Source organism: Dysgonomonas sp. UBA7710 (genome assembly GCF_002482385.1).
In the GTDB taxonomy this organism is placed as follows: Bacteria; Bacteroidota; Bacteroidia; order Bacteroidales; family Dysgonomonadaceae; genus Dysgonomonas.
Genome location: NZ_DLFW01000046.1, coordinates 108,437 through 128,451, shown reverse-complemented (window position 1 = coordinate 128,451; position 20,015 = coordinate 108,437). Strand labels below are relative to the sequence as shown.

Annotated in this window: 11 protein-coding genes; 10 read left to right on the top strand and 1 reads right to left on the bottom strand. The window is 38.3% G+C overall.

The window, feature by feature from the left end:
• Positions 1-11: 11 nt before the first annotated feature.
• Complete coding sequence (locus tag B3317_RS15830; RefSeq protein ID WP_291113348.1) at positions 12-707, bottom strand: AraC family transcriptional regulator; 696 nt, start codon at positions 705-707, stop codon at positions 12-14.
• Between the two features lie 1,269 nt (positions 708-1,976).
• On the opposite strand from B3317_RS15830, the gene B3317_RS15825 reads away from it, so the two are divergent.
• The 10 genes from B3317_RS15825 (at position 1,977) to B3317_RS15775 (ending at position 19,952) form a co-directional block, all read left to right on the top strand.
• Positions 1,977-3,023 (top strand): DUF2891 domain-containing protein, encoded by a 1,047-nt coding sequence (locus B3317_RS15825; protein ID WP_291113346.1) that lies wholly within the window; start codon positions 1,977-1,979, stop codon positions 3,021-3,023.
• A 339-nt stretch (positions 3,024-3,362) separates the two neighbouring features.
• Complete coding sequence (locus B3317_RS15815) at positions 3,363-3,623, top strand: hypothetical protein (RefSeq protein WP_291113344.1); 261 nt, start codon at positions 3,363-3,365, stop codon at positions 3,621-3,623.
• A 359-nt stretch (positions 3,624-3,982) separates the two neighbouring features.
• Positions 3,983-7,030, top strand: coding sequence for a SusC/RagA family TonB-linked outer membrane protein (locus B3317_RS15810; RefSeq protein ID WP_291113342.1), 3,048 nt, complete (start codon positions 3,983-3,985; stop codon positions 7,028-7,030).
• Between the two features lie 18 nt (positions 7,031-7,048).
• Positions 7,049-8,608 (top strand): RagB/SusD family nutrient uptake outer membrane protein, encoded by a 1,560-nt coding sequence (locus B3317_RS15805; RefSeq protein ID WP_291113340.1) that lies wholly within the window; start codon positions 7,049-7,051, stop codon positions 8,606-8,608.
• 114 nt (positions 8,609-8,722) lie between these two features.
• The gene (locus tag B3317_RS15800; protein WP_291113338.1) at positions 8,723-11,140 is read left to right on the top strand and encodes a glycoside hydrolase family 2 TIM barrel-domain containing protein; all 2,418 of its coding nucleotides are present in this window, start codon (positions 8,723-8,725) and stop codon (positions 11,138-11,140) included.
• A 38-nt stretch (positions 11,141-11,178) separates the two neighbouring features.
• Positions 11,179-12,210 carry a glycoside hydrolase family 43 protein gene (locus B3317_RS15795; RefSeq protein WP_291113336.1) on the top strand — a complete coding sequence of 344 codons (1,032 nt, stop codon included), beginning with the start codon at positions 11,179-11,181 and terminating at the stop codon, positions 12,208-12,210.
• Between the two features lie 248 nt (positions 12,211-12,458).
• Positions 12,459-15,200 (top strand): beta-galactosidase, encoded by a 2,742-nt coding sequence (locus tag B3317_RS15790; RefSeq protein WP_291113334.1) that lies wholly within the window; start codon positions 12,459-12,461, stop codon positions 15,198-15,200.
• A gap of 4 nt (positions 15,201-15,204) precedes the next feature.
• Entirely contained in the window at positions 15,205-16,644 is a 1,440-nt protein-coding gene (locus B3317_RS15785) for a sialate O-acetylesterase (RefSeq protein ID WP_291113332.1), read from the top strand.
• A gap of 37 nt (positions 16,645-16,681) precedes the next feature.
• The gene (locus B3317_RS15780) at positions 16,682-18,232 is read left to right on the top strand and encodes a right-handed parallel beta-helix repeat-containing protein (protein ID WP_291113329.1); all 1,551 of its coding nucleotides are present in this window, start codon (positions 16,682-16,684) and stop codon (positions 18,230-18,232) included.
• 169 nt (positions 18,233-18,401) lie between these two features.
• Entirely contained in the window at positions 18,402-19,952 is a 1,551-nt protein-coding gene (locus B3317_RS15775; RefSeq protein ID WP_291113327.1) for a right-handed parallel beta-helix repeat-containing protein, read from the top strand.
• Positions 19,953-20,015 lie beyond the last annotated feature (63 nt).

Sequence of the window (20,015 nt, the reverse complement as noted above, 5' to 3'; positions counted from 1 at the left end):
CTACTTTTCAATTATATTATACACGTAATTTCTTTAACCGCACGATTCAGATAGTTAGTGTGAACGTTCAGGCAACGGGCGTAATCCTGTGCTGTTTTCAGTTGTAAAGGGTGATCGGAGGTTTCGATGGGGAATTGCCGTTCCAATAGTTCGAGAAATACGGAGGTAATTCTTGCGGTTGCTTTTTTTGCCTGATGATAATGTTCTGAGGGTTGCAATTTCAATGCTTCATGAATAATCAGGCTGATATAGTTTCGGATAAGTTCATCTTTAAAAGTATAATCGTTTTCCTGCTCTTCAATCATTTTTTGAAAAAGAGTATTGAGGAACAATCTTTGTTCTTCGGATATTTCTAAAACAGGTGTTCCGTCAATTTTAAAGAATGGTGATTGAAGCATGCTCTCCGAACGATCGGATTGTTTTAAAAAGTCTTCCGAAAAAAGGCAAGTATAACCAATATATGTTCTTGATATTGTTTCCCATGAATAAGGAATATGCGGATTGCCAAAAAATAAAATGGTTCCTTCCTGTTCAAAGCTCCTGTCGGCATAGTGTATAATACTTCTTCCGGTAGTCAGGCAGATTTTATAGAATTCTTTACGGCTATACGTGCGTGTTGCATTACTGTCGTCTTCAATTTGAAATGCCTTGAACCCTTTTAGCTTAAGTTCAGTATTAAATTCGGATATTGAACGTTCTTTCTTCATAATACAAAGATAAGAAATTCAAACCGATTGAGATTCATTTTTCTATTTTTTCGAAAGGGAGATAAACCCTATTCGTCGTATCACACATTCTATAAGTCGGCAGTATCGGATTGCCTCACGATTCCTTATACTCTGCTGCCAGCTTTGTTATCTTTTCAAAGGTATAGATAAGTAAAAGTTCCGATGCTGTACCATTCGGCTTTAGCTTTGGTTATTCCCATAATGGGTGTTTTGTCATCAGGTTTGAGGTTGTTTTTAGGTAAAACTTAAAATTATCCAACGTTATTCAAATTTACGCAAATGATTGAATAAGTGACGAATAAGATTCAGCCTCGTAAAGTTATTCAGATAACGATTTGGTAACTGATTTCATCGCCGTTATTTGCTTTTTTATACTTTTATTCTCTTTTAGCCAAAATAATTGTTACTTATAATTCGTTGATTTCGTTCTTATTACCTTCAGTTGCTTTCTATTTTCTAAATGGCTGTTTTTTTAGGTACTGCATTATTAAAATGAGGAAACGGATAAAAAATAGGCAAAATTTTGTTAACCAAATAATTACAAAAGAAATAGAATGGGATTCGGGATATTTCGAAAAGAGAAGATAATCCAATAATAGTCTGTTTATCAATATATTACACATCTGATAGAGAGGAAACATATCCCTTATGATATCCTCCTATAAATGAATATTTTAAAATTCTGAAATTTTGACTGTCCCCGAATTTAGCAGTGCCTGATTCCGAAAAACTAACTGAATGCCATATAGTTACAACAATAAATAAAATTCCAATAAAACAAAACTTTTATAGTGTTGTTTTTCAATAGACTATGAACAATAATTTGAGAAGCACTCCTTTTTTCTGGGTGGAATAGAACTTTGAGGGTTACAGATAAAACCCTTTTATAGCAAAAAACTTGAGATTTTTTCTTTATTTCTTGCTCAAGAACTATCAAACCTTAGCTAATTTAATATTAAGGTAATATCTTCATTTTTTATACACTTACAAGAAAGTCTTATAATTTTCATATAAATATGTAAATACCTGATATACTGTAATTAATTATAGTATAGAGCTGAAAATAGAGTATCTGTTATAAATCATTTTTTTGTAACAGTCTTTTTCTGTAATATCTTTATGTGATATTTTATAAATAAAAGTGTCTATTCATGCTTTTGTGATTACAAACAGATTCAATGCTTTTGTACCACCCCCAATTAAAACAGGAATAGATTCCTCTTTAATACTTAATAATATATTAAACCTATGAGAAAGCTTTCTTTTATTGTCTTATTATTTTGCGGATATATAAATGCTCAAACATTGGATTTGCAACAAGCCGAGAAAATATTTAAGTTACCTGTCCATTGTATTGAGGTTGAATATCCCAATAAACTAGGACAAGTATTGGGAAGTACAAATGACCTGAAAAGTCCCAAGGAACTACGCCCGATCTTTTACGGTTGTTTTGACTGGCACTCCTCAGTACATGGATATTGGTCTATTGTAAAACTATTAAAAGATTATCCGCAACTGGATGAGTCGGGAACAGTGAAAAGCATATTGAACAGAAATATAACCATAGAAAATGTATCTGTAGAATCAGATTTCTTTGAGGATTATAACAACCGCAATTTTGAACGTACTTACGGGTGGGCATGGTTATTTCAACTGCAAAGTGAATTATATACATGGAAAAATGAGGATGCCCAACGTTGGTATAGGAATTTGAAGCCTTTGGCAGATATGCTTGTTGCCAAATACAAAGAATATTTACCCAAACTCAACTATCCTATCCGCACAGGTCAGCATGATAATACAGCTTTCGGGCTATCTTTATCTATAGATTTTGCGCGAACTGTAGGTGATAAAGACTTTGAGCAATTAATTGCGGAGCATGCTAAAAGGTTGTATAGGGCTGATGTAAGTTGTAATATTTCTTATGAACCCGGCGGGAATGACTTCTTGTCCCCTTGTCTTGAAGAGGCCTTACTGATGAGTAAAGTTTTGGATATTCAGGAATACAGAGCCTGGTTAAAAGCTTTCTTGCCAGATATATTCAACCCGGATTTTTCTCTCGAACCAGGTAAAGTATCAGATCGTACAGACGGACACTTAGTACATCTTGATGGATTAAATTTCAGCAGAGTGACATGTTTATATATCATTGCGAGGAAATTGCCTGAATTAAAATATTTAAGATCAATAGCAGGCAACCATCTCGAGTATTCTTTGAATAATATAACTAACGATGATTATATGGGAAGCCATTGGCTAGGAACTTTTGCTCTATATGCACTGATGAATAAATAGTAGATTCTGGTGAATTTTATTAAAAAATTAATATCTCTTAATCAAATATAAATATTACAAATCTATTATTAAAGTGTTTAAGCACCCTTATCTAAATTGTTTTTCATCTTCTCCATTTCCGCATTTATTTTCCGACATGAAATTAGTGAAATTCCATTGTTTAGGCAAATGAATGTCTTGTCACATGGAAAGAAATCTTCTTCCTTATCTGGCAGATATCAGCTATTTCCTTCAGATACTCGTTGGTATTCTGATTGCTTCGAAGAGGAAATAAAAGATGTTCAGGACTCTCTTTTGTTCCTGTAGTATAGCCCTGACTTTTTAATCTGATTCTTTTTGATGAAGAAAAGATACACTTACGGACATCATTTATGGTATTACCTTTCGGATGCCCAATACGGGTATTGCGAACCCTGTTATCCGGTAAATCCTTCTATCGAATTTGTCTGTTGTGATAAAAACGGGAATGAAGCACTTCGATATTCCAATAACCCGGTCAGACATCCCAACTGGTTTCCATTACTTGAAAAACTTTGCAAGAGGGAATGGACTAAGATTGAAGATAAAATATTCGAATACCACAAAAGAGGGCTTTTGTGACTGGCTGGATGCAAAGATGACAAAAGATACATCCTATGATTAACTCCCATTCCCGGATGATAAATCCCTGCTGGAACAGCATAGCAGGCAAATACGGAAATTGGCAGATGCATATAAAGTCGGCTTAGTCGATAGTTATGCTGTATTTAAGGAAAAGGCTTAATAGCAGTCTCCGCTATTCATAATATATTAATTTATACCTAGAATAAGATGTTGGTTATATCGTTTAAAACCAGCATCTTATTTTGTTTGTTATAATTTGGCAGTTTTGTGTTATTACTCCTACATAAAAAGATACATCTTTGCGGAAGTAAAACCTAACGGGTTCAATAAACCACAATTTAATACAATGTAATGCTATGAAAATGAAAAAAACATTATGGAAGGAGATAAGTTTTTCTCTTATTCTTCTTTTGTTTGGGGTTCTTCCTATGATGGCTCAGTCTCTCAAAATTGAAGGTAGAGTTACTGAAACAGGCGGGGAAACACTTGCAGGAGTAAGCGTCGTACTAAAAGGGACTACAATTGGAACTACTACAGACACCAATGGATTGTATACTCTTGATATTTCTCAATCAAATCAGCAGACCTTGGTTTTTACTTACATCGGATTCAGAACAGTAGAGGTAAATATGGTGCCAGATCAGACTCGGTATAATATTGAGATGGAAGACATATCTAAAGATTTGGAAGAAGTCGTAGTTGTTGCTTATGGTGTGCAGAAGAAAGCAAACCTTACAGGAGCAGTATCTTCGATACGTGTAAATGATATAAAGGATATTCCGGCATCGAATACTTCAAGCCTATTGCAGGGGCGTATGAGTGGGGTCACAGTCAGCACATTTTCTGCACAGCCGGGAATCAAAGATGACGTAGAGATTCGTATCCGGGGCATCAATACGTTCAATAACAATAATCCGATGATATTGATAGACGGTGTTGAAGGTAGCCTTAGCAGTGTAGCTCCTAACGATATTGAGAATATCTCGGTGTTGAAAGATGCTTCTTCCGCTGCAATATATGGAGTTCGTGCCGCTAATGGGGTAATTCTGATTACAACAAAGCGTGGAGTGTCGGGAGAAACACGGCTGTCGTATAATGCATCTTATGGTGTTCAGAAAGCTACAATCTTACCCAAGTATATCAATTCTTGGCAATGGGCTACATTATTTAATGAGCAAAATGAGGCCTTAGGAGATACGAATTCCAATTATACACCGGAAATGCTGGATAAGCTGAAAAATGGAAGTGATCCGAATAAATTTGCCAATACAAATTGGGCGGACGAATTGTTTCATGCAGCTCCGATACAGACCCATCACCTCTCCATGTCTGGGGGGAATGCAACTTCTAATTATATGGGTTCTATCGGCTATGTAGGGCAAGATGGGATATTGAAAGGAACAAGTACCGACAGGATAAATTTCCGCTTGAATGCAGATACGAAATTTATCAATATGATTACATTGGGAATGAATATCGCAGGTAATCACGAAGAGGTGACAGAACCTACAATAGGCAGCTATTACGTATTCGAAAACCTGAAATGGCATACGCGCCCATCAGTACCAGTTAAGTATCAGAACGGAGAATGGGGATATTCGGATGGAAACCCGCTCATGCAAATAATAAAGAACCCTGTTCATGCTACTACTATACCTCAAAAGACTAAATATAATCGTTTTGATGGAAAAGCATTTTTAGGTGTTGAACCGATAAAAAATCTGCATATAAAAACCAGTTTTGCTTATCAGTATGATAATTGGTCAAATGTGAATTTCTCTCATGACTATAAACCTCAAGATGCAGATGGTAATCCTGCCGGCGTTGGAGGAAAGACCACATTAGGAGAAAATATCTATACAGGAACACAATGGATTAATGAGAATACTATTACATATAATCTAAATGTTTCGGAAAATAATTTCAGCTTCTTATTGGGACAATCTTCTCAGTTTAATAGTTATCGCCAGACAATAGGTTCGGGTGAGGATTTTCCTAACAATAATCTTCACGTATTAGGAGCGGCTCTCACTACCTCTGCAAGGGGTGATGCAGCCGAGGCTACCCTTAGATCCTTCTTTGGAAGGCTTAATTATATCTTCAAAAGTCGCTATTTGGCAGAATTCAATATTCGTCGCGATGAATCGTCACGAATCCCTAAAAAGAACCGTGTCGGTTACTTCCCTTCGGTTTCGGCAGGATGGAATATTTCTGAAGAAACATTTTTCAAGGGGATTACAGAGATCAGTGCTCTTAAGCTGAGAGCTAGCTGGGGTAAATTAGGTAATCAGGAAATTGGTTATTATCCTTTTGCTCAATATATTGGTGTAGGACATAACTATGTGTGGGGAGATGATAAGGTTTCGGGTGTCGCCATTACATCACTGGCTAATCCAGATATCAAATGGGAGACCACTACCACTACCGACATCGGAATCGATGCGGCTTTCTTGAAAAATAAAATAACGCTTACTGCCGATTATTATAATAAGAAAACGTCAGATATTTTGTTGCAGCTTCCGATACCGGATATGCTGGGTGTAGACGAAGTGCCTTATGTAAATGCCGCTACTGTAAGAAACCGCGGATGGGAAATAGATTTAGGATATAATGATAAATGGAATGATTGGACATTCGGCGCAAGAGTAAACTTTAGTAAAGTAAAGAATGAAATTGTAGACCTTCACGGAAAAGAATCTTGGATTGGAAATTCAGGCTGGTCGATAAATCTGGAGGGGCATCCTATTAGTGCATACTATGGTTATATGTCCGATGGATTGTACAAAAATCAGAGTGAAGTAGACGAAGCAAACCAAAATAATGTAATTGGAGGAGGAAACCTTAAACTGGGAGATGTCCGCTACAAAGATATTAGCGGGCCGGAAGGTAAACCTGACGGTATTGTCGATACATATGACAGAACGGTAATTGGTAATCCTTTTCCAGATTTCACGTATGGCTTTAATCTGAATGCAGGCTATAAGAATTTCGATTTTTCAGCATTCTTTCAAGGTATAGCAGGTGTAGACCGCATTGTGATGGACTTTCCTACAGTTTCAGGTAATGTTTCTACACGCATGTGGGATCGTTATTCCGAAACCTCTAATCCGAATGGGAATTTTCCTAGACTCGGTAATGGTGACTATAATTCACAACCGTCTTCGTTCTGGCTGAAAGATGCTTCATATCTCAGATTGAAAAATATAGAATTAGGATATTCCTTTACTCCTAAATTGATAAATAAGATCAGATTACAACGTCTGAGAGTCTATGTTTCTGCACAGAATGCACTTACATTCTCTAAAATAAAAGATTATGACCCTGAAAAAATCGGAAGTGATACAAGAGGACATGCGTATCCTAATGCAAAAACATTTTCGGTAGGTTTAAATATTACTTTATAATTTAATTACTTGAAGACCATGAAAAAAATTATCATATCAATATTTTTATTGAGTACATTATTCTTTTCTTGCTCAGACTTTCTTGATAGAAATTCTTTATCGGAATTGTCTAATGAAACATTTTGGAGCAGCGAAGGGGATGCAACTAAAGCATTAGTAGGTTGTTATGATGCTTTGCAAATGGAAGGTGGAATAGCTTTCGTGTGGCCGGGAGCTAGTACTTGCAGTCTGAGAGAATTGGAATTTGCTACCGACAATGGCTTCTTTCTGTGGATTCCTTGGGTAGCTCCCGATGTGCTGACTAATAATACCCTGAGCCCTACATCGGGCCTGGTGCAAGCAGCATGGAAAGCCTCATATACAGGCATTGCCAGATGTAATGCAGTTATTAAAAATGTTCCATTAATGACTGAAGATCAGATTAGCAAAGAAAAAGCAAACCAGATAGTATGCGAGGCTAAGTTTCTCAGAGCTTTGTACTACAATCATCTGACAAGTTTATACCGTGATGTGCCTCTTACCTTAGATGTTCTAACAGTAGCTACAAGCCAGGTGCCTAAGTCACCGAAGGCAGAAGTGGTGGCACAGATAATAAAAGATTTGAAGGATATTTCAGGAGAAGATATGCTTCCGTTGACAACAGATCGGGGACGTGCTACCAGAGGTGCGGCATTAGGCCTATTGTGCCGGGTTTATTTATACAATGAAATGTATGAAGAAGCAGCTGATGCAGCAGAACAGGTTATCAAACTTAACGAATATATAATAGATCCGAATTATAGTACACTGTTTACAGAAGCCGGTAATACCAGTAAGGAAATTTTATTTGCCGTACGCTTTAAAAATACAGACCAAAGTCAAGGCGAAGGTGGATTTCTTGCATATAACTATGGATATCCGATGGAATGGATAACACCATATAAAAATTTGGCGAATGATTTCTATTGTAAAGATGGAAAGTCTATAACCGATTCAAATCTCTATGATCCGGATGATGATTCGAACCGAGATCCCCGTCTGACATATTCTATTGTTACTCCAAATTCTACATGGAATGGAGCTTGGGGGAAAGAGTCTGCGAGAGATGCATGGTGGAGGTACAATAGTCCGTCCGAATTGTATGTAAGAAAATACCAGTATGGTAGTACGGATTGGAAACCAGATAATCAGGATTTCTACATCATCAGGTATGCAGATATATTACTGATGCGTGCCGAAGCTTTGGCAAATCTATCTCAGGAGAAGACTGAAATTATGGGTTTGATTGACGAGGTACGTCAGCGTGCGGATGTAAAAATGCCGAAGGTAGAGGATGCTGAAGGAAGTAATCTATCTTATGAACAATTGCTTGATGTTATCAAACACGAGAGAAGGGTTGAATTTGCATTTGAAGGATTCCGGTACTTCGATTTGCTGAGGTGGAAAGGCATGGAAGATGCTTATGCAAAATGTAGGGCGGAAGGCTATGGTGGTTCCCATATTTTCGACTCTAAGAAGGGCTATGTTTGGCCTATATCACAAACTGAATTAGATAATAACAGGGCGTTAGTGCAAGCTCCGGAATGGGGCGGTAAATAAAATTAAGAGTTATGCTATTAGAGTAACCTGTTGCACTACAGGTTACTCTGTTAACTGAACCTGCTTTTATAGTTGGGGCTGAGATGTGCTTTATACCAGCTAAATAATTAGAACATGAAAAGAAATTACTTCATATTGTTTTTCATTATCTCATTTGTTATCGTAAGTTGCCAAAAGCATGAAGAAAGCCAACGAGCACGATTGTTTGACGAAAACTGGCTCTTTCATTATGGTGATATACCAAATGGGCAGGTCGCCGATCTGTATGTAGCCGGATGGACGGCTGTAGACTTACCTCACGATTGGAGTGTGGAGATGCCTTTTGCTAAAAGTGAGGGAGGCATTGCTATAGGGCAAACGCAGGGTGGCACGGCTTGGTATCGGAAAATATTTGTGATACCCGAATCAGGATTAGATAAACGTCAGCTTCTCTATTTCGAAGGGGTATATATGGAATCGGAAGTTTGGGTAAATGGTAGGCAGGTTTCTTTTCATCCATATGGCTATACATCCTTTTTTTGTGACATAACAGAGCTTTGTAATCCTGTGGGACGTGAAAATACAGTAGCTGTAAAGGTGAAAAACGAAGGTAGAAATAGCCGTTGGTATGCTGGATCGGGAATCTACCGTCATGTATGGTTAATAACTACCGATAAATTACATCTTGACGAATGGGCCACTTCTATTACTACAGATAATATTTCAGACGAAAAAGCAAATGTCAATCTGTCTATCGATGTTTTCAACAAAACAAACAAAGCGGTAGCTAGTGCTGTTACCGTAATTATCAAAGATAGCCGGAACAATCTTGTACAAAAGCAAAAAGTAGATTTTGACCTAAATATGTCAGAAACCAAAACCGTAAGCCAATCTATCGAAATATCAAAGCCTGATTTGTGGTCTGTCGATTCTCCGACCCTTTATACAGCGACAATCCTTTTGGAGTCGGGTGGAAAATTGAAAGATATGATTTCTATCCCTTTCGGGATACGTAGTATTTCTTTTTCGGCAAAGGACGGTTTCCTATTGAATGGTAAATCACTCAAGTTGAAAGGAGGTTGTGTTCACCACGATAACGGATTGCTGGGCGCTGTTGCCATAGACCGAGCCGAAGAGAAGAAAGTGGAGTTGTTGAAAGCCAATGGCTTTAATGCAGTGCGTTGTGCACATAATCCACCTTCTGAAAAATTTCTTGAAGCATGCGACCGCTTAGGTATTCTTGTCATAGATGAAGCCTTCGATCAGTGGCAGAAGCAGAAGAATCCGGGTGATTATCACCGTTTTTTTGACGAATGGCACGAAAAAGATTTAGCATCAATGGTTCTTCGCGACCGGAATCATCCATCTGTCATCATGTGGAGTATAGGAAATGAAATACAGGAACGTTCCGATACGTCGGGTGTTATTATAGCTCAGCGATTGAAAGAAATTGTGCGAAAGTATGATAAAACTCGTCCGGTAACTGCTGCGATAAATGATTATTGGGACAATCCGAATCAGAAATGGAAGACTGCGTCACCGGCGGCTTTCGGGCCTCTTGATGTTGGCGGCTATAACTATATGTGGTGGGAATACGAGCATGACACAAAGTTATATCCCGAAAGAATAATATATGGAAGCGAGACTACTGCAATGGAGCGTGCTGTTAACTGGGATTTAGTAGAAAAATATCCGAGTATAATCGGTGACTTCATCTGGACGGCTATTGACTATCTGGGTGAGTCGGGCATAGGCCATGCGATTAATATAAAAGAAGGCGAGAAAGATCCTCCGCAATTTCTTGATTGGCCTTGGTTTAATGCTTGGTGCGGAGATATTGACATTTGCGGATATAAGAAACCTCAGTCTGCATTGCGCGACGTATTATGGAATGAAAGTAAAATAGAAATACTGGTACATAATCCAATACCTGCAGGATGGCAAGAGAAGATCAGTTATTGGGGCTGGCCTGACGAAGATGCAAGTTGGAACTGGAAAGGATATGAAGATAAAATGATGGATGTGAAAGTGTATGCACGATATCCATCGGTACGGTTATATCTGAATGGCAAGCAATTGGAAGAGAAAGCAACTGCTCAGGATCGGATTAATAAATATTCAGCTCATTTTAAGGTGAAGTATGAACCCGGTACGCTTAAGGCAGCCGGTATAGGTATAGACCGGGAAAAAGAATCTGCGGTTCTTGTTACAACGGGAATACCTCTAAAAATAAGACTGAAACCAGATCGCTCTGATTTGAAAAATTCAAAGAATGACCTCTCTTATGTGCAAATAGAGTTGATAGACAAGGATGGGAATATTGTTCCTGATAGTGACACAAAACTGGAACTGAGTATATCCGGCAATGGAAAGATACTGGCCGCAGGGAATGCCTGTCCGACAGATATGGATAGCTTTAGATCGCTAACACCTAAAACATATAAAGGAAAAGCACTGGCGATTATACAGCCTAACAGCGAAAAAGGACAGATTATCCTGAATGTAAAAACACAGGAATATGGAGAACAATCCCTTTCAATTAATACACAATAAGATAAAAACTTAAGAAACAAACTAAACCTAATATAATTATGAACAAGAAAAAACAACTGTTTTATTGCTCTGTCATTTGCTTATTTGTATTTTACATATATGCTTGTACACAGTCTCAGAAAAACAGACAGGAAATCATTCCGGGAATAGTGTGGAATGATACGGAAGGCAATCCGATCAATGCGCATGGCGGAGGAATAATGTATCACGATGGCACATATTATTGGTATGGAGAACACAAAGGTGATTCTACTTATCGCCTCGATTGGGTAACAACATGGGAATGCTGGCGAGCTGATGCCGGAGGTGTATCTTGCTACTCATCCAAAGACCTTGTAACATGGAAATTTGAAGGTGTTGTATTGCCCTGCACACCCGAAGATATCACGTCCGATCTACACCCATCGCAAGTAATAGAACGTCCGAAAGTGATTTATAACGATAAGACGAAAAAATTTGTTATGTGGATGCATATCGAGAGTCCCAATTATGAAAAGGCTCATGCGGGGGTTGCCGTAAGTGACTCGCCTACGGGAAAATTTACTTATCAGGGTTCGTTCAAACCGAACGGGGGAGATAGTCGCGATCAAACTATCTTTAAGGATGACGACGGTCGTGCCTATCACATCTATTCTTCGGAATGGAATAAAACCCTATATATTGGGTTGTTAAACGATGAATATACTCAACATACGGGCAAGTTTACCCGTAACTTTATAGACATGTCGCGTGAGGCTCCGGCTATGTTCAAGCATCAAGGCAAATATTATATATTGAGTTCCGGTTGCACAGGATGGGATCCTAATGTTGCAGAATATGCGGTTGCCGATTCTATATTTGGAGAATGGAAAGCTATGGGGAATCCATGTGTTGGAAAGGATGCAGACAGTACTTTCTATGCACAAAGCACATTTGTATTACCTATTGTTGGAAAGAAGGATACATATATTGCAATGTTCGACCGTTGGAATAAAACAAACCTCATAGATTCACGCTATGTCTGGCTTCCTCTTACTTTTAAAGATAATAAGCCCGTGATAGAGTGGAAAGACAAATGGACGTTAGAATAAGGTGCCGTAATGAAAATAGAGGCTATCCGACTGAAAACACAAGGCGTTCAGATAGATTGTTATCTGATGGATGCTTTTTGGTTCGATGTAGAAGGAGGGTATCGGACATGGCATAAGCAGAACTAGCCAAATCACTAAAGAAAATATTAATCCGAAATTGCCGCTTACAATCACATGTTGGTCGAAAGAAGGAGAAAGTGAAAATTTTAAGATTGAAATATATAGTATCAATTAAAAGAAAAAAGAGAATGAAAAGACTGATAATATTACCACTTCTGTTTTTTACATTATCTATTGTACAGATAACAGCACAGCAGAAGTATACGATAGACGTATCAAAGGCAAATTTACGTCTCGAATCGGGGTATTTCAAAATGGGGAATCCCGGTCCGGCAGATAAACCTATTGAAGTAAACAATCAATATCTGACTATCGGTAAAAAGCCTGTTATACCCATTATGGGAGAACTGCATTATGCACGTTTGAAACCCGAACAATGGGAAGATTGTATTCTGAAAATGAAGGCTTGCGGCATCAATATTATTGCTACTTATCTTTTTTGGAATCACCATGAAGAAACAGAAGGTCAGTTTACCTGGACAGGGGATAAGGATCTCAGGGCATTTATACAACTCTGTCAGAAACATGGTATGTCTGTTTATCCGCGTATCGGGCCATGGTCGCATGGTGAAGCGCGTAACGGAGGTACTCCGGATTGGATATTGCAGAAGAAATTTCTTAAAGACCGCTCGAATGATCCGGTTTATCAGAATTATGTAGTTCGTTATTTTGGAGAAGTTGCCAATCAAATGAAAGGACTATATTACAAAGATGGCGGTAATATAATTGGTATTCAACTAGAAAATGAATATTGGTATGCAAAAGATGGAGAACCACATATTCAATGGTTGAAAGATGCAGCCCGGGCATGTGGTATAGATGTGCCATTATATACCGTTACGGGATGGGGCGGAGGCTCGGTTCCTCCGTATGAAGTTATTCCGTTATGGGGTGGATATGCCGACGAGCCTTGGATAGAAAGCGTAGAGAAACATGTATTACCGTTCTATTTTCAGTTCGATTCGTTTCGCGATAGCAAACATATCGGCAACGATCAGATAGACCGTAAAGAAGAGTATATGACTTATGAGCGTTACCCGTATTTTACATGCGAGATGGGTGTTGGTATTCCGATGATGTATCATCGCCGGATTGTACTTTCGCCTATCGACGGCTTGGGTATGATATTGGCAAAGCTAGGTTCGGGGAGCAACCTTCTTGGGTATTATATGTTTGCCGGAGGGACTAATCCACGAGGCGAACTGCATTCAACTGAAGAAGAGCAGGAGGAAACCGGATATTGGAGCCGTACTCCGGCTAAGTCTTACGATTTCAGAGCGGCAATAAGAGAGTCGGGCGAACTGGACCCATCATATAATCAGGTGAAAAAGCTTCATTATTTCGTGAATAGTTTTGAAGAAAATCTTGCGCCGATGATTCCTACTCTTGCTCGTACAAAAGAAGACGATTTACAATATGCAGTACGTTCCGATGGCGAATCTGCTTTCCTTTTCGGGATTAATTATACTCGTTATGTACCAAAGCCTGTAAGAAAAAACGTACAGTTCAGCGTTAAATTTAAAGGAGAAACTTTGCAGTTTCCGCAAACGGGCGTAGATATTCCGGACAGTACAGTTTTTATTTGGCCTGTGAATCTGAAAATGGATGACGCTTTACTAAAATATGCGACTGCACAACCATTGTCGAAAATAGAAAATACATATATCTTTTTTCAGAATAAAACTGTCCGCCCTGAGTTTGCGTTCGATGCCTCTACAGTCAACGATGTACAGTCGGTAAAGGTCACAGTTACTAAAAAAGGCAATTTAATGATGATTACGGATATTCAACCGGGCAAAGATTGCTTTATTGATGTTGTTTCAAAGAACGGAAGTAAACTCCGGATTTTGGTTCTAAATGAAGAGGATGCTACAAATTCGTGGGTACTCGAGCGTAGCGGTAAAAAAGAATTCTATATATCTGAATCGAATATGTATGTGAAATTAGATTCTGTATATGCATTTACCTCAGGTAAGGATATAAAAGTATATGAAATGAAGCAGGATGGTTTCACTGAACATAATTATCAAGCAGGTGCACAAGGTGAAATAAAATTGACAGCTCATCCTTTGTTTGCAGATGCAAAATGGCTAGAAACAGCAAATTTCAAAAATATACCAGCCTATCAGGTACGTCACCATCGCTTCTTCATCAAGGAGTTCAGTCTCGATAATCCATCTGCTTTTCGTAAAGCTACACTTTATATTTATCCCGAATCTGATTGTAAATTGCATATGAATGATAAATGGATAAGACAAGATGTTAAGCCGGGTCAGATTAATGCTATTGATATTACGGGATATGTAACTAAAGGGGAGAATATGATGTTTGTGGATTTTCCTTATATTGAAGGAAATGCCAAGTTTGCAGCAAGAGTAATTGTTGAATATAGTAACTATGACCGTATAGAATTTTCTACAGATAAATCGTGGCTAGCTGCCGATATGTATACAAATCCGTCGTCGACACGAGCACACGATCGTCCTCTAGAGCCTGTAATTGTAGATGAACCGGTTTATGCTAAAACGTTGAATTACCCTATTTTCAGCGAATGGGATATAAATATTCCCTGGGGTTCGTTCGAAAAATTGAGTGCACTATATACACATATTAGATATGCCGGTGATCGTGCCGAATTGTATAACGGACATATTCTTTCAGCTGATAGTTTCAATGACAATACTCCGTGGCAAATAGGTTTACAAAGGATTATTCCTAAAGTTGAGGGACAGAAATTAAGACTGGTAGTTTATCCTCTATCCGAAAAGACAAAGATGTATTTCGATGTGAAGCCTTCAGCCGGAGATTATAACAAGGCTGAAATAAAGAGTTTCGAAACCAAACGGGAATATTCTGTCAAAATAAAATAACGATATGAAGACCTTAAAGATCATTATATTATTGGGTCTGATATGCCATATGTCCCTATTTGCGCAAGACTTAAAACTTGGCTCTGTCTTTACGGATAATATGGTGTTGCAACAGCAATCTCAGACACCTGTATGGGGGTGGGGAAAGGAAAATTCTAAAATCAGTATGGCTACGTCGTGGGATGGGATATCATATGATGTTACAACCGATAAAAACGGTAAATGGAAAATTCTGGTAACAACTCCCGTAGCAGGTGGACCATATACGATTACAGTAAAAGGTTCGAATATTATTGAACTGAAAAACGTATATATTGGTGAGGTGTGGTTAGCTAGCGGCCAATCGAATATGAGTATGCTACTAAAAGGATATGAAAACCAACCAGTGATGCATTCTACAGAAGCTATTCTTAAATCGAAAGGGCGGAAAATCCATTTTATCAATATTCCTGCAATGGCAGCATACAGGGTCCAAGAAGAATTTGAAAATGCTAAATGGGAAACATCTTCTCTTTCCACAACAGGCGATTGTAGTGCTGTATGTTGGTTCTTTGCAGATCTGCTAAACCAGCAACTGGATATACCTGTGGGTATTATCAATGCTAGTTATGGCGGTTCTAACGTAGAGGCTTGGATGACTGATGTTGCATGTCGCGAGTTTCCCGGTATTCAAGTACCGGAGAAAAGCGAAGAAAAATCTCAATGGATAGGTAATGTCCCTACTTTGCTATACAATGGTATGATACATCCCATAGTTGGTTATAACATCAAAGGTATGATATGGTATCAGGGCGAATCCAATATCTTTAATGTGCCTCGCTATGCACCGTCTGTAGCTGCTATGGTAAAGGATTGGCGAAAAATATGGAGTGTAGGAGATTTTCCATTCTATTTTGCACAGATAGCACCCTATGATTATAAAGAATGGAACTTCTTTACACCGCAATGGCCTGAGATATCCGCTTATCAGCGAGAGGCGCAGATGAAATCGCAATCACTTATACCTAATAGTAAAATGGCTGTGTTGCTGGACGTAGGAGAAGAATATCAGATTCATCCCTCGCAAAAAAAAGAAGTAGGGCAACGTCTGGCTCTTCTCGCACTCGCAAATACATATGGAGCCAAAGGATTTGAATTCGAGAGTCCTGAATATGAACGTATGGAGATAGAGGGAGATAAAGCGATTATTCACTTTTCTAAACAATTTATGGGTCTTACCAGTTACGGAAAAGAGTTGAATCTATTTGAAATAGCAGGAGATAATAAGGTCTTTGTCAAAGCCAAAGCACATATAGATGGAGAAAAAGGTACAGTTGTTGTGTCCAGCTATTTAGTAAAGGAACCGAAAGCAGTACGTTATGCATTTAAAGATTATGTGCAGGCCGAATTATTTGGGACAGGAGGTCTTCCCGTTTCATCATTCAGGACAGATGATTGGGAATAAACACAAAGAATGGATAAATAGAAAAATATATATTGTTATGGAAAATATATTAAAAGCTGCGATTTTGTTACTAACCATTTTGCTGGTAGCATGTACTCAGCCTAAAACGACAAACTATTACTTCGATGCTGTTGACGGTAATGATTCCAATGCGGGAACAAATCCTTCCAAGCCGTTAAGAAGTTTAGCTAAATTGGGAGATATAAATGTTAAACCCGGCGATAGTATATTATTAAAATCAGGTTCTGTATTTACTGAAAAATTATATTTCAGCGGTAAGGGCGAAGCGGGTAAACCTATTGTAATAGGTAAGTATGGAGGAGAGTCAATGCCGCATATAAAAGGGGATGCCTCCAGTCTGGAAATGATACATATCTTCAACTGTGAGCACATTGTAGTCAGAGATATAGAAATCTCCAATAAAGGAGAGAAAATTCGGCCATATCTGAGCGGGTTACTCGTAGAACTTCAAAACTATGGAAGAGCAGAGAATATAATTATAGATAATCTTTTTATCCATGACGTTTATGGTTCTCTCATTAAGGGCGAGGGGCATGAACATGAGGATGCAGGAGGAGGACAAGCTATGATGTTGCGGAATTTCAAAGACGATGATACGGATTCTATTCCATCGTATTTCGACGGGTTGCTTGTGCAAAATTGCCTTATAAAGGATTCGCAACGCAATGGTATTATTATGTGGGGCAACTGGATAAGGAAACAATGGCTCCCGAGTTTGAATGTGGTAATCCGTAACAATGTAATTGATGGTGTGCCCGGCGATGGAATAGTTCCTACGGCATGTGACGGCGCAATTGTAGAATACAATGTAATGAAAAACTGCCCTCGTACCTTGCCAGCCTCAGAGGCTTGCGATGGTATCTGGCCTTTCTCTAGCGACAACACGATTATACAATATAATGTTGTGGATGGTCATAAGTCACAGACGGATGGTTATGGGTACGATTCTGATTACAATTCTAATAATTCGCAGTTTCGTTACAACCTGAGTTGCAATAGTGAAGGAGGATTTTTGTTGCTTTGTAATTCAGGAGGATGGCCTGAAGATTGGAGTGCAGGGAATAATGGAACTGTGGTTGAATACAATATCAGTATTAATGACGGGATAAGAAAACATATTGTAATGGAAAAGAAAACTGAGCATTACTCACCGGTGATACATATCACAGGGCCTGCACGCAATAGCAGGATAGAGAAAAATATTTTCTATGTATGCAAAAAAGAACTGCCGAAGATGGATAGACGCATAGTTCATTCCGATGATTGGCGCGGGTATGCTGATAGTACATTCTTCTGTAACAATTATATTTTTGTGGAAGAACCAAATCTTGCGTTTGATGCAACAAAATCGACAAATAACTTCATAGAAAACAATCTGTATGTGGGTCCATTGAAATATACCGGAAGCGGCTTTAAGAAGTATGGCGATAAATTTGATAAAGCGATGTGGTACGACTCCAAAGATGAAAACTGGAATAAACTCATAGAGTTTGTGAAAGATAAGAGCGTCTTTCTGAATGGAAGGGAAACCCCAATATTGGAAATTATAGGATATGATTTAAATTGAAAATAGTATAAAACCTATTTCTGCAACATTTTATAAAACAAAATAAATAGTTTATAGCCTTTATTTAATAAGTAGTTTTTGTGAACCATTTTTTCCTGTCTATCCCCGGTGTAATTATCCGGGGATATGAAAGGGGAGGAGATAAACATCTTATATTAAAAATATACATATGAAAAAAGTAATATTAGCTGCACTATCTGTTATCTTCGTAATTATACTCTCATCTTGTGATAAAGGGCAGAGTAACAAGGCTTACTATGTAGGGAATAATAATAAGGAACATACCGACGGCTCGAAACTTAATCCTTGGGGATCGTTTTGTGATGTGGATTATTCTCTATTGAAGGCTGGAGATACTATTTGCCTGATGAGTGACGGATTATTTAAAAGCATTGCTATAGATTCCCTGACAGTAGGAACCAAAGAAAAGCCGATAATAATCACTTCTTCTGGTAGCGGAAAAGCAAAAGTGGCTTCGGGAGATAGTGTCGGAATGCATATCCGAAATTCTAAGAACCTGAAAATTGAACGTCTGCATCTGATTGGTAGCGGGCGAAAAGATGGGAACACAAAAGATGGGTTGCTTGTCTATGAATGCGAAGGTATATATGTTTCGGAAATAGAGGCCGAAGGTTATCAAAAATCGGGACTACATATATCTTCTTCCTCTAATGTTATCGCTGATGGTATTAATGCCCATGATAATGGATTTGCAGGAATATTTGTTAGTGGAAAAGCAGATCGAAAAGATGCATCACAAAACATAGTAATAAGAAATAGTAAAGCTGATAATAATCCCGGAGATCCTACCAATCTGACCAATCACAGTGGAAATGGTATACTGGTAGGTAATTGCTCCAATGTAACAATAGAATACTGTACTGCCACCAACAATGGTTGGGATATGCCGCGAGTGGGAAATGGTCCTGTCGGTATTTGGGCTTATGAAGCCGATAATGTTTTGATTCAATATTGCATAGCTTACCGAAACAAGACTCAGAAAGGGGCAGCCGATGGCGGAGGTTTCGATTTAGATGGTGGTGTAACAAACTCAATTATACAATATTGCTTATCATATGAAAATGAAGGAAGCGGTTATGGCCTGTTTCAATACAATAACGCAAGTCCGTGGTATAATAATACGGTGCGTTACTGCATCAGCGAAAATGACGGGCTTGTTTCTGCTTCGCGTTCGGGTGTCTTTGTCTGGAATGCGACCGGAGATTCGACGCTATTAAAGGATTGTTATTTCTATAATAATACCATTTATAACGAAAAGGGAGCAGCGATTAGTTATGAAGCGAATAGTGCTCACCAAAATTTCTATTTCTATAACAATATTTTTGTAGCCGAAAATGACCTGATAACAGGTAAAGAACATAATAGTACATTCTTAGCCAATAATTGGTATAGTCTTAGCTCCGGCGGGTTTAAAATGAAGAATATGAATAATCTGGAAAACTGGGCGAAACAATATCAAAAAGAATATCAGGATGGTAAATTGGTAGGGCAAAATATTTCGCCTGAATTTAGAAATGCAGGAAAAACGAATCTGACAGACCCAAAGCAGTTATCATCTTATGATGCTTATTTCTTACCGGATAATTCTCCTTTAAGAACAAATGGTCTGAACCTGAGTGAGCTTTTAGGAATAGATACTGGAGGCAAAGATTTTAATCAGAAAAATGTAGGTCCGACAATCGTCGGTGCTTGCCAATAATTAACACTATTAGGATTGAAATTAAGAAAAAGGATGCTTAATTTGTATTATACTTTACCCGAC

What these genes read in the sequence shown, in the direction of transcription:
- B3317_RS15830 (WP_291113348.1), bottom strand. Translation starts at nt 707, where the DNA reads ATGAAGAAAGAACGTTCAATATCCGAATTTAATACTGAACTTAAGCTA.
- B3317_RS15825 (WP_291113346.1), top strand. Translation starts at nt 1,977, where the DNA reads ATGAGAAAGCTTTCTTTTATTGTCTTATTATTTTGCGGATATATAAAT.
- B3317_RS15775 (WP_291113327.1), top strand. Translation starts at nt 18,402, where the DNA reads ATGAAAAAAGTAATATTAGCTGCACTATCTGTTATCTTCGTAATTATA.
- B3317_RS15785 (WP_291113332.1), top strand. Translation starts at nt 15,205, where the DNA reads ATGAAGACCTTAAAGATCATTATATTATTGGGTCTGATATGCCATATG.
- B3317_RS15800 (WP_291113338.1), top strand. Translation starts at nt 8,723, where the DNA reads ATGAAAAGAAATTACTTCATATTGTTTTTCATTATCTCATTTGTTATC.
- B3317_RS15780 (WP_291113329.1), top strand. Translation starts at nt 16,682, where the DNA reads ATGGAAAATATATTAAAAGCTGCGATTTTGTTACTAACCATTTTGCTG.
- B3317_RS15795 (WP_291113336.1), top strand. Translation starts at nt 11,179, where the DNA reads ATGAACAAGAAAAAACAACTGTTTTATTGCTCTGTCATTTGCTTATTT.
- B3317_RS15790 (WP_291113334.1), top strand. Translation starts at nt 12,459, where the DNA reads ATGAAAAGACTGATAATATTACCACTTCTGTTTTTTACATTATCTATT.
- B3317_RS15805 (WP_291113340.1), top strand. Translation starts at nt 7,049, where the DNA reads ATGAAAAAAATTATCATATCAATATTTTTATTGAGTACATTATTCTTT.
- B3317_RS15810 (WP_291113342.1), top strand. Translation starts at nt 3,983, where the DNA reads ATGAAAATGAAAAAAACATTATGGAAGGAGATAAGTTTTTCTCTTATT.
- B3317_RS15815 (WP_291113344.1), top strand. Translation starts at nt 3,363, where the DNA reads ATGAAGAAAAGATACACTTACGGACATCATTTATGGTATTACCTTTCG.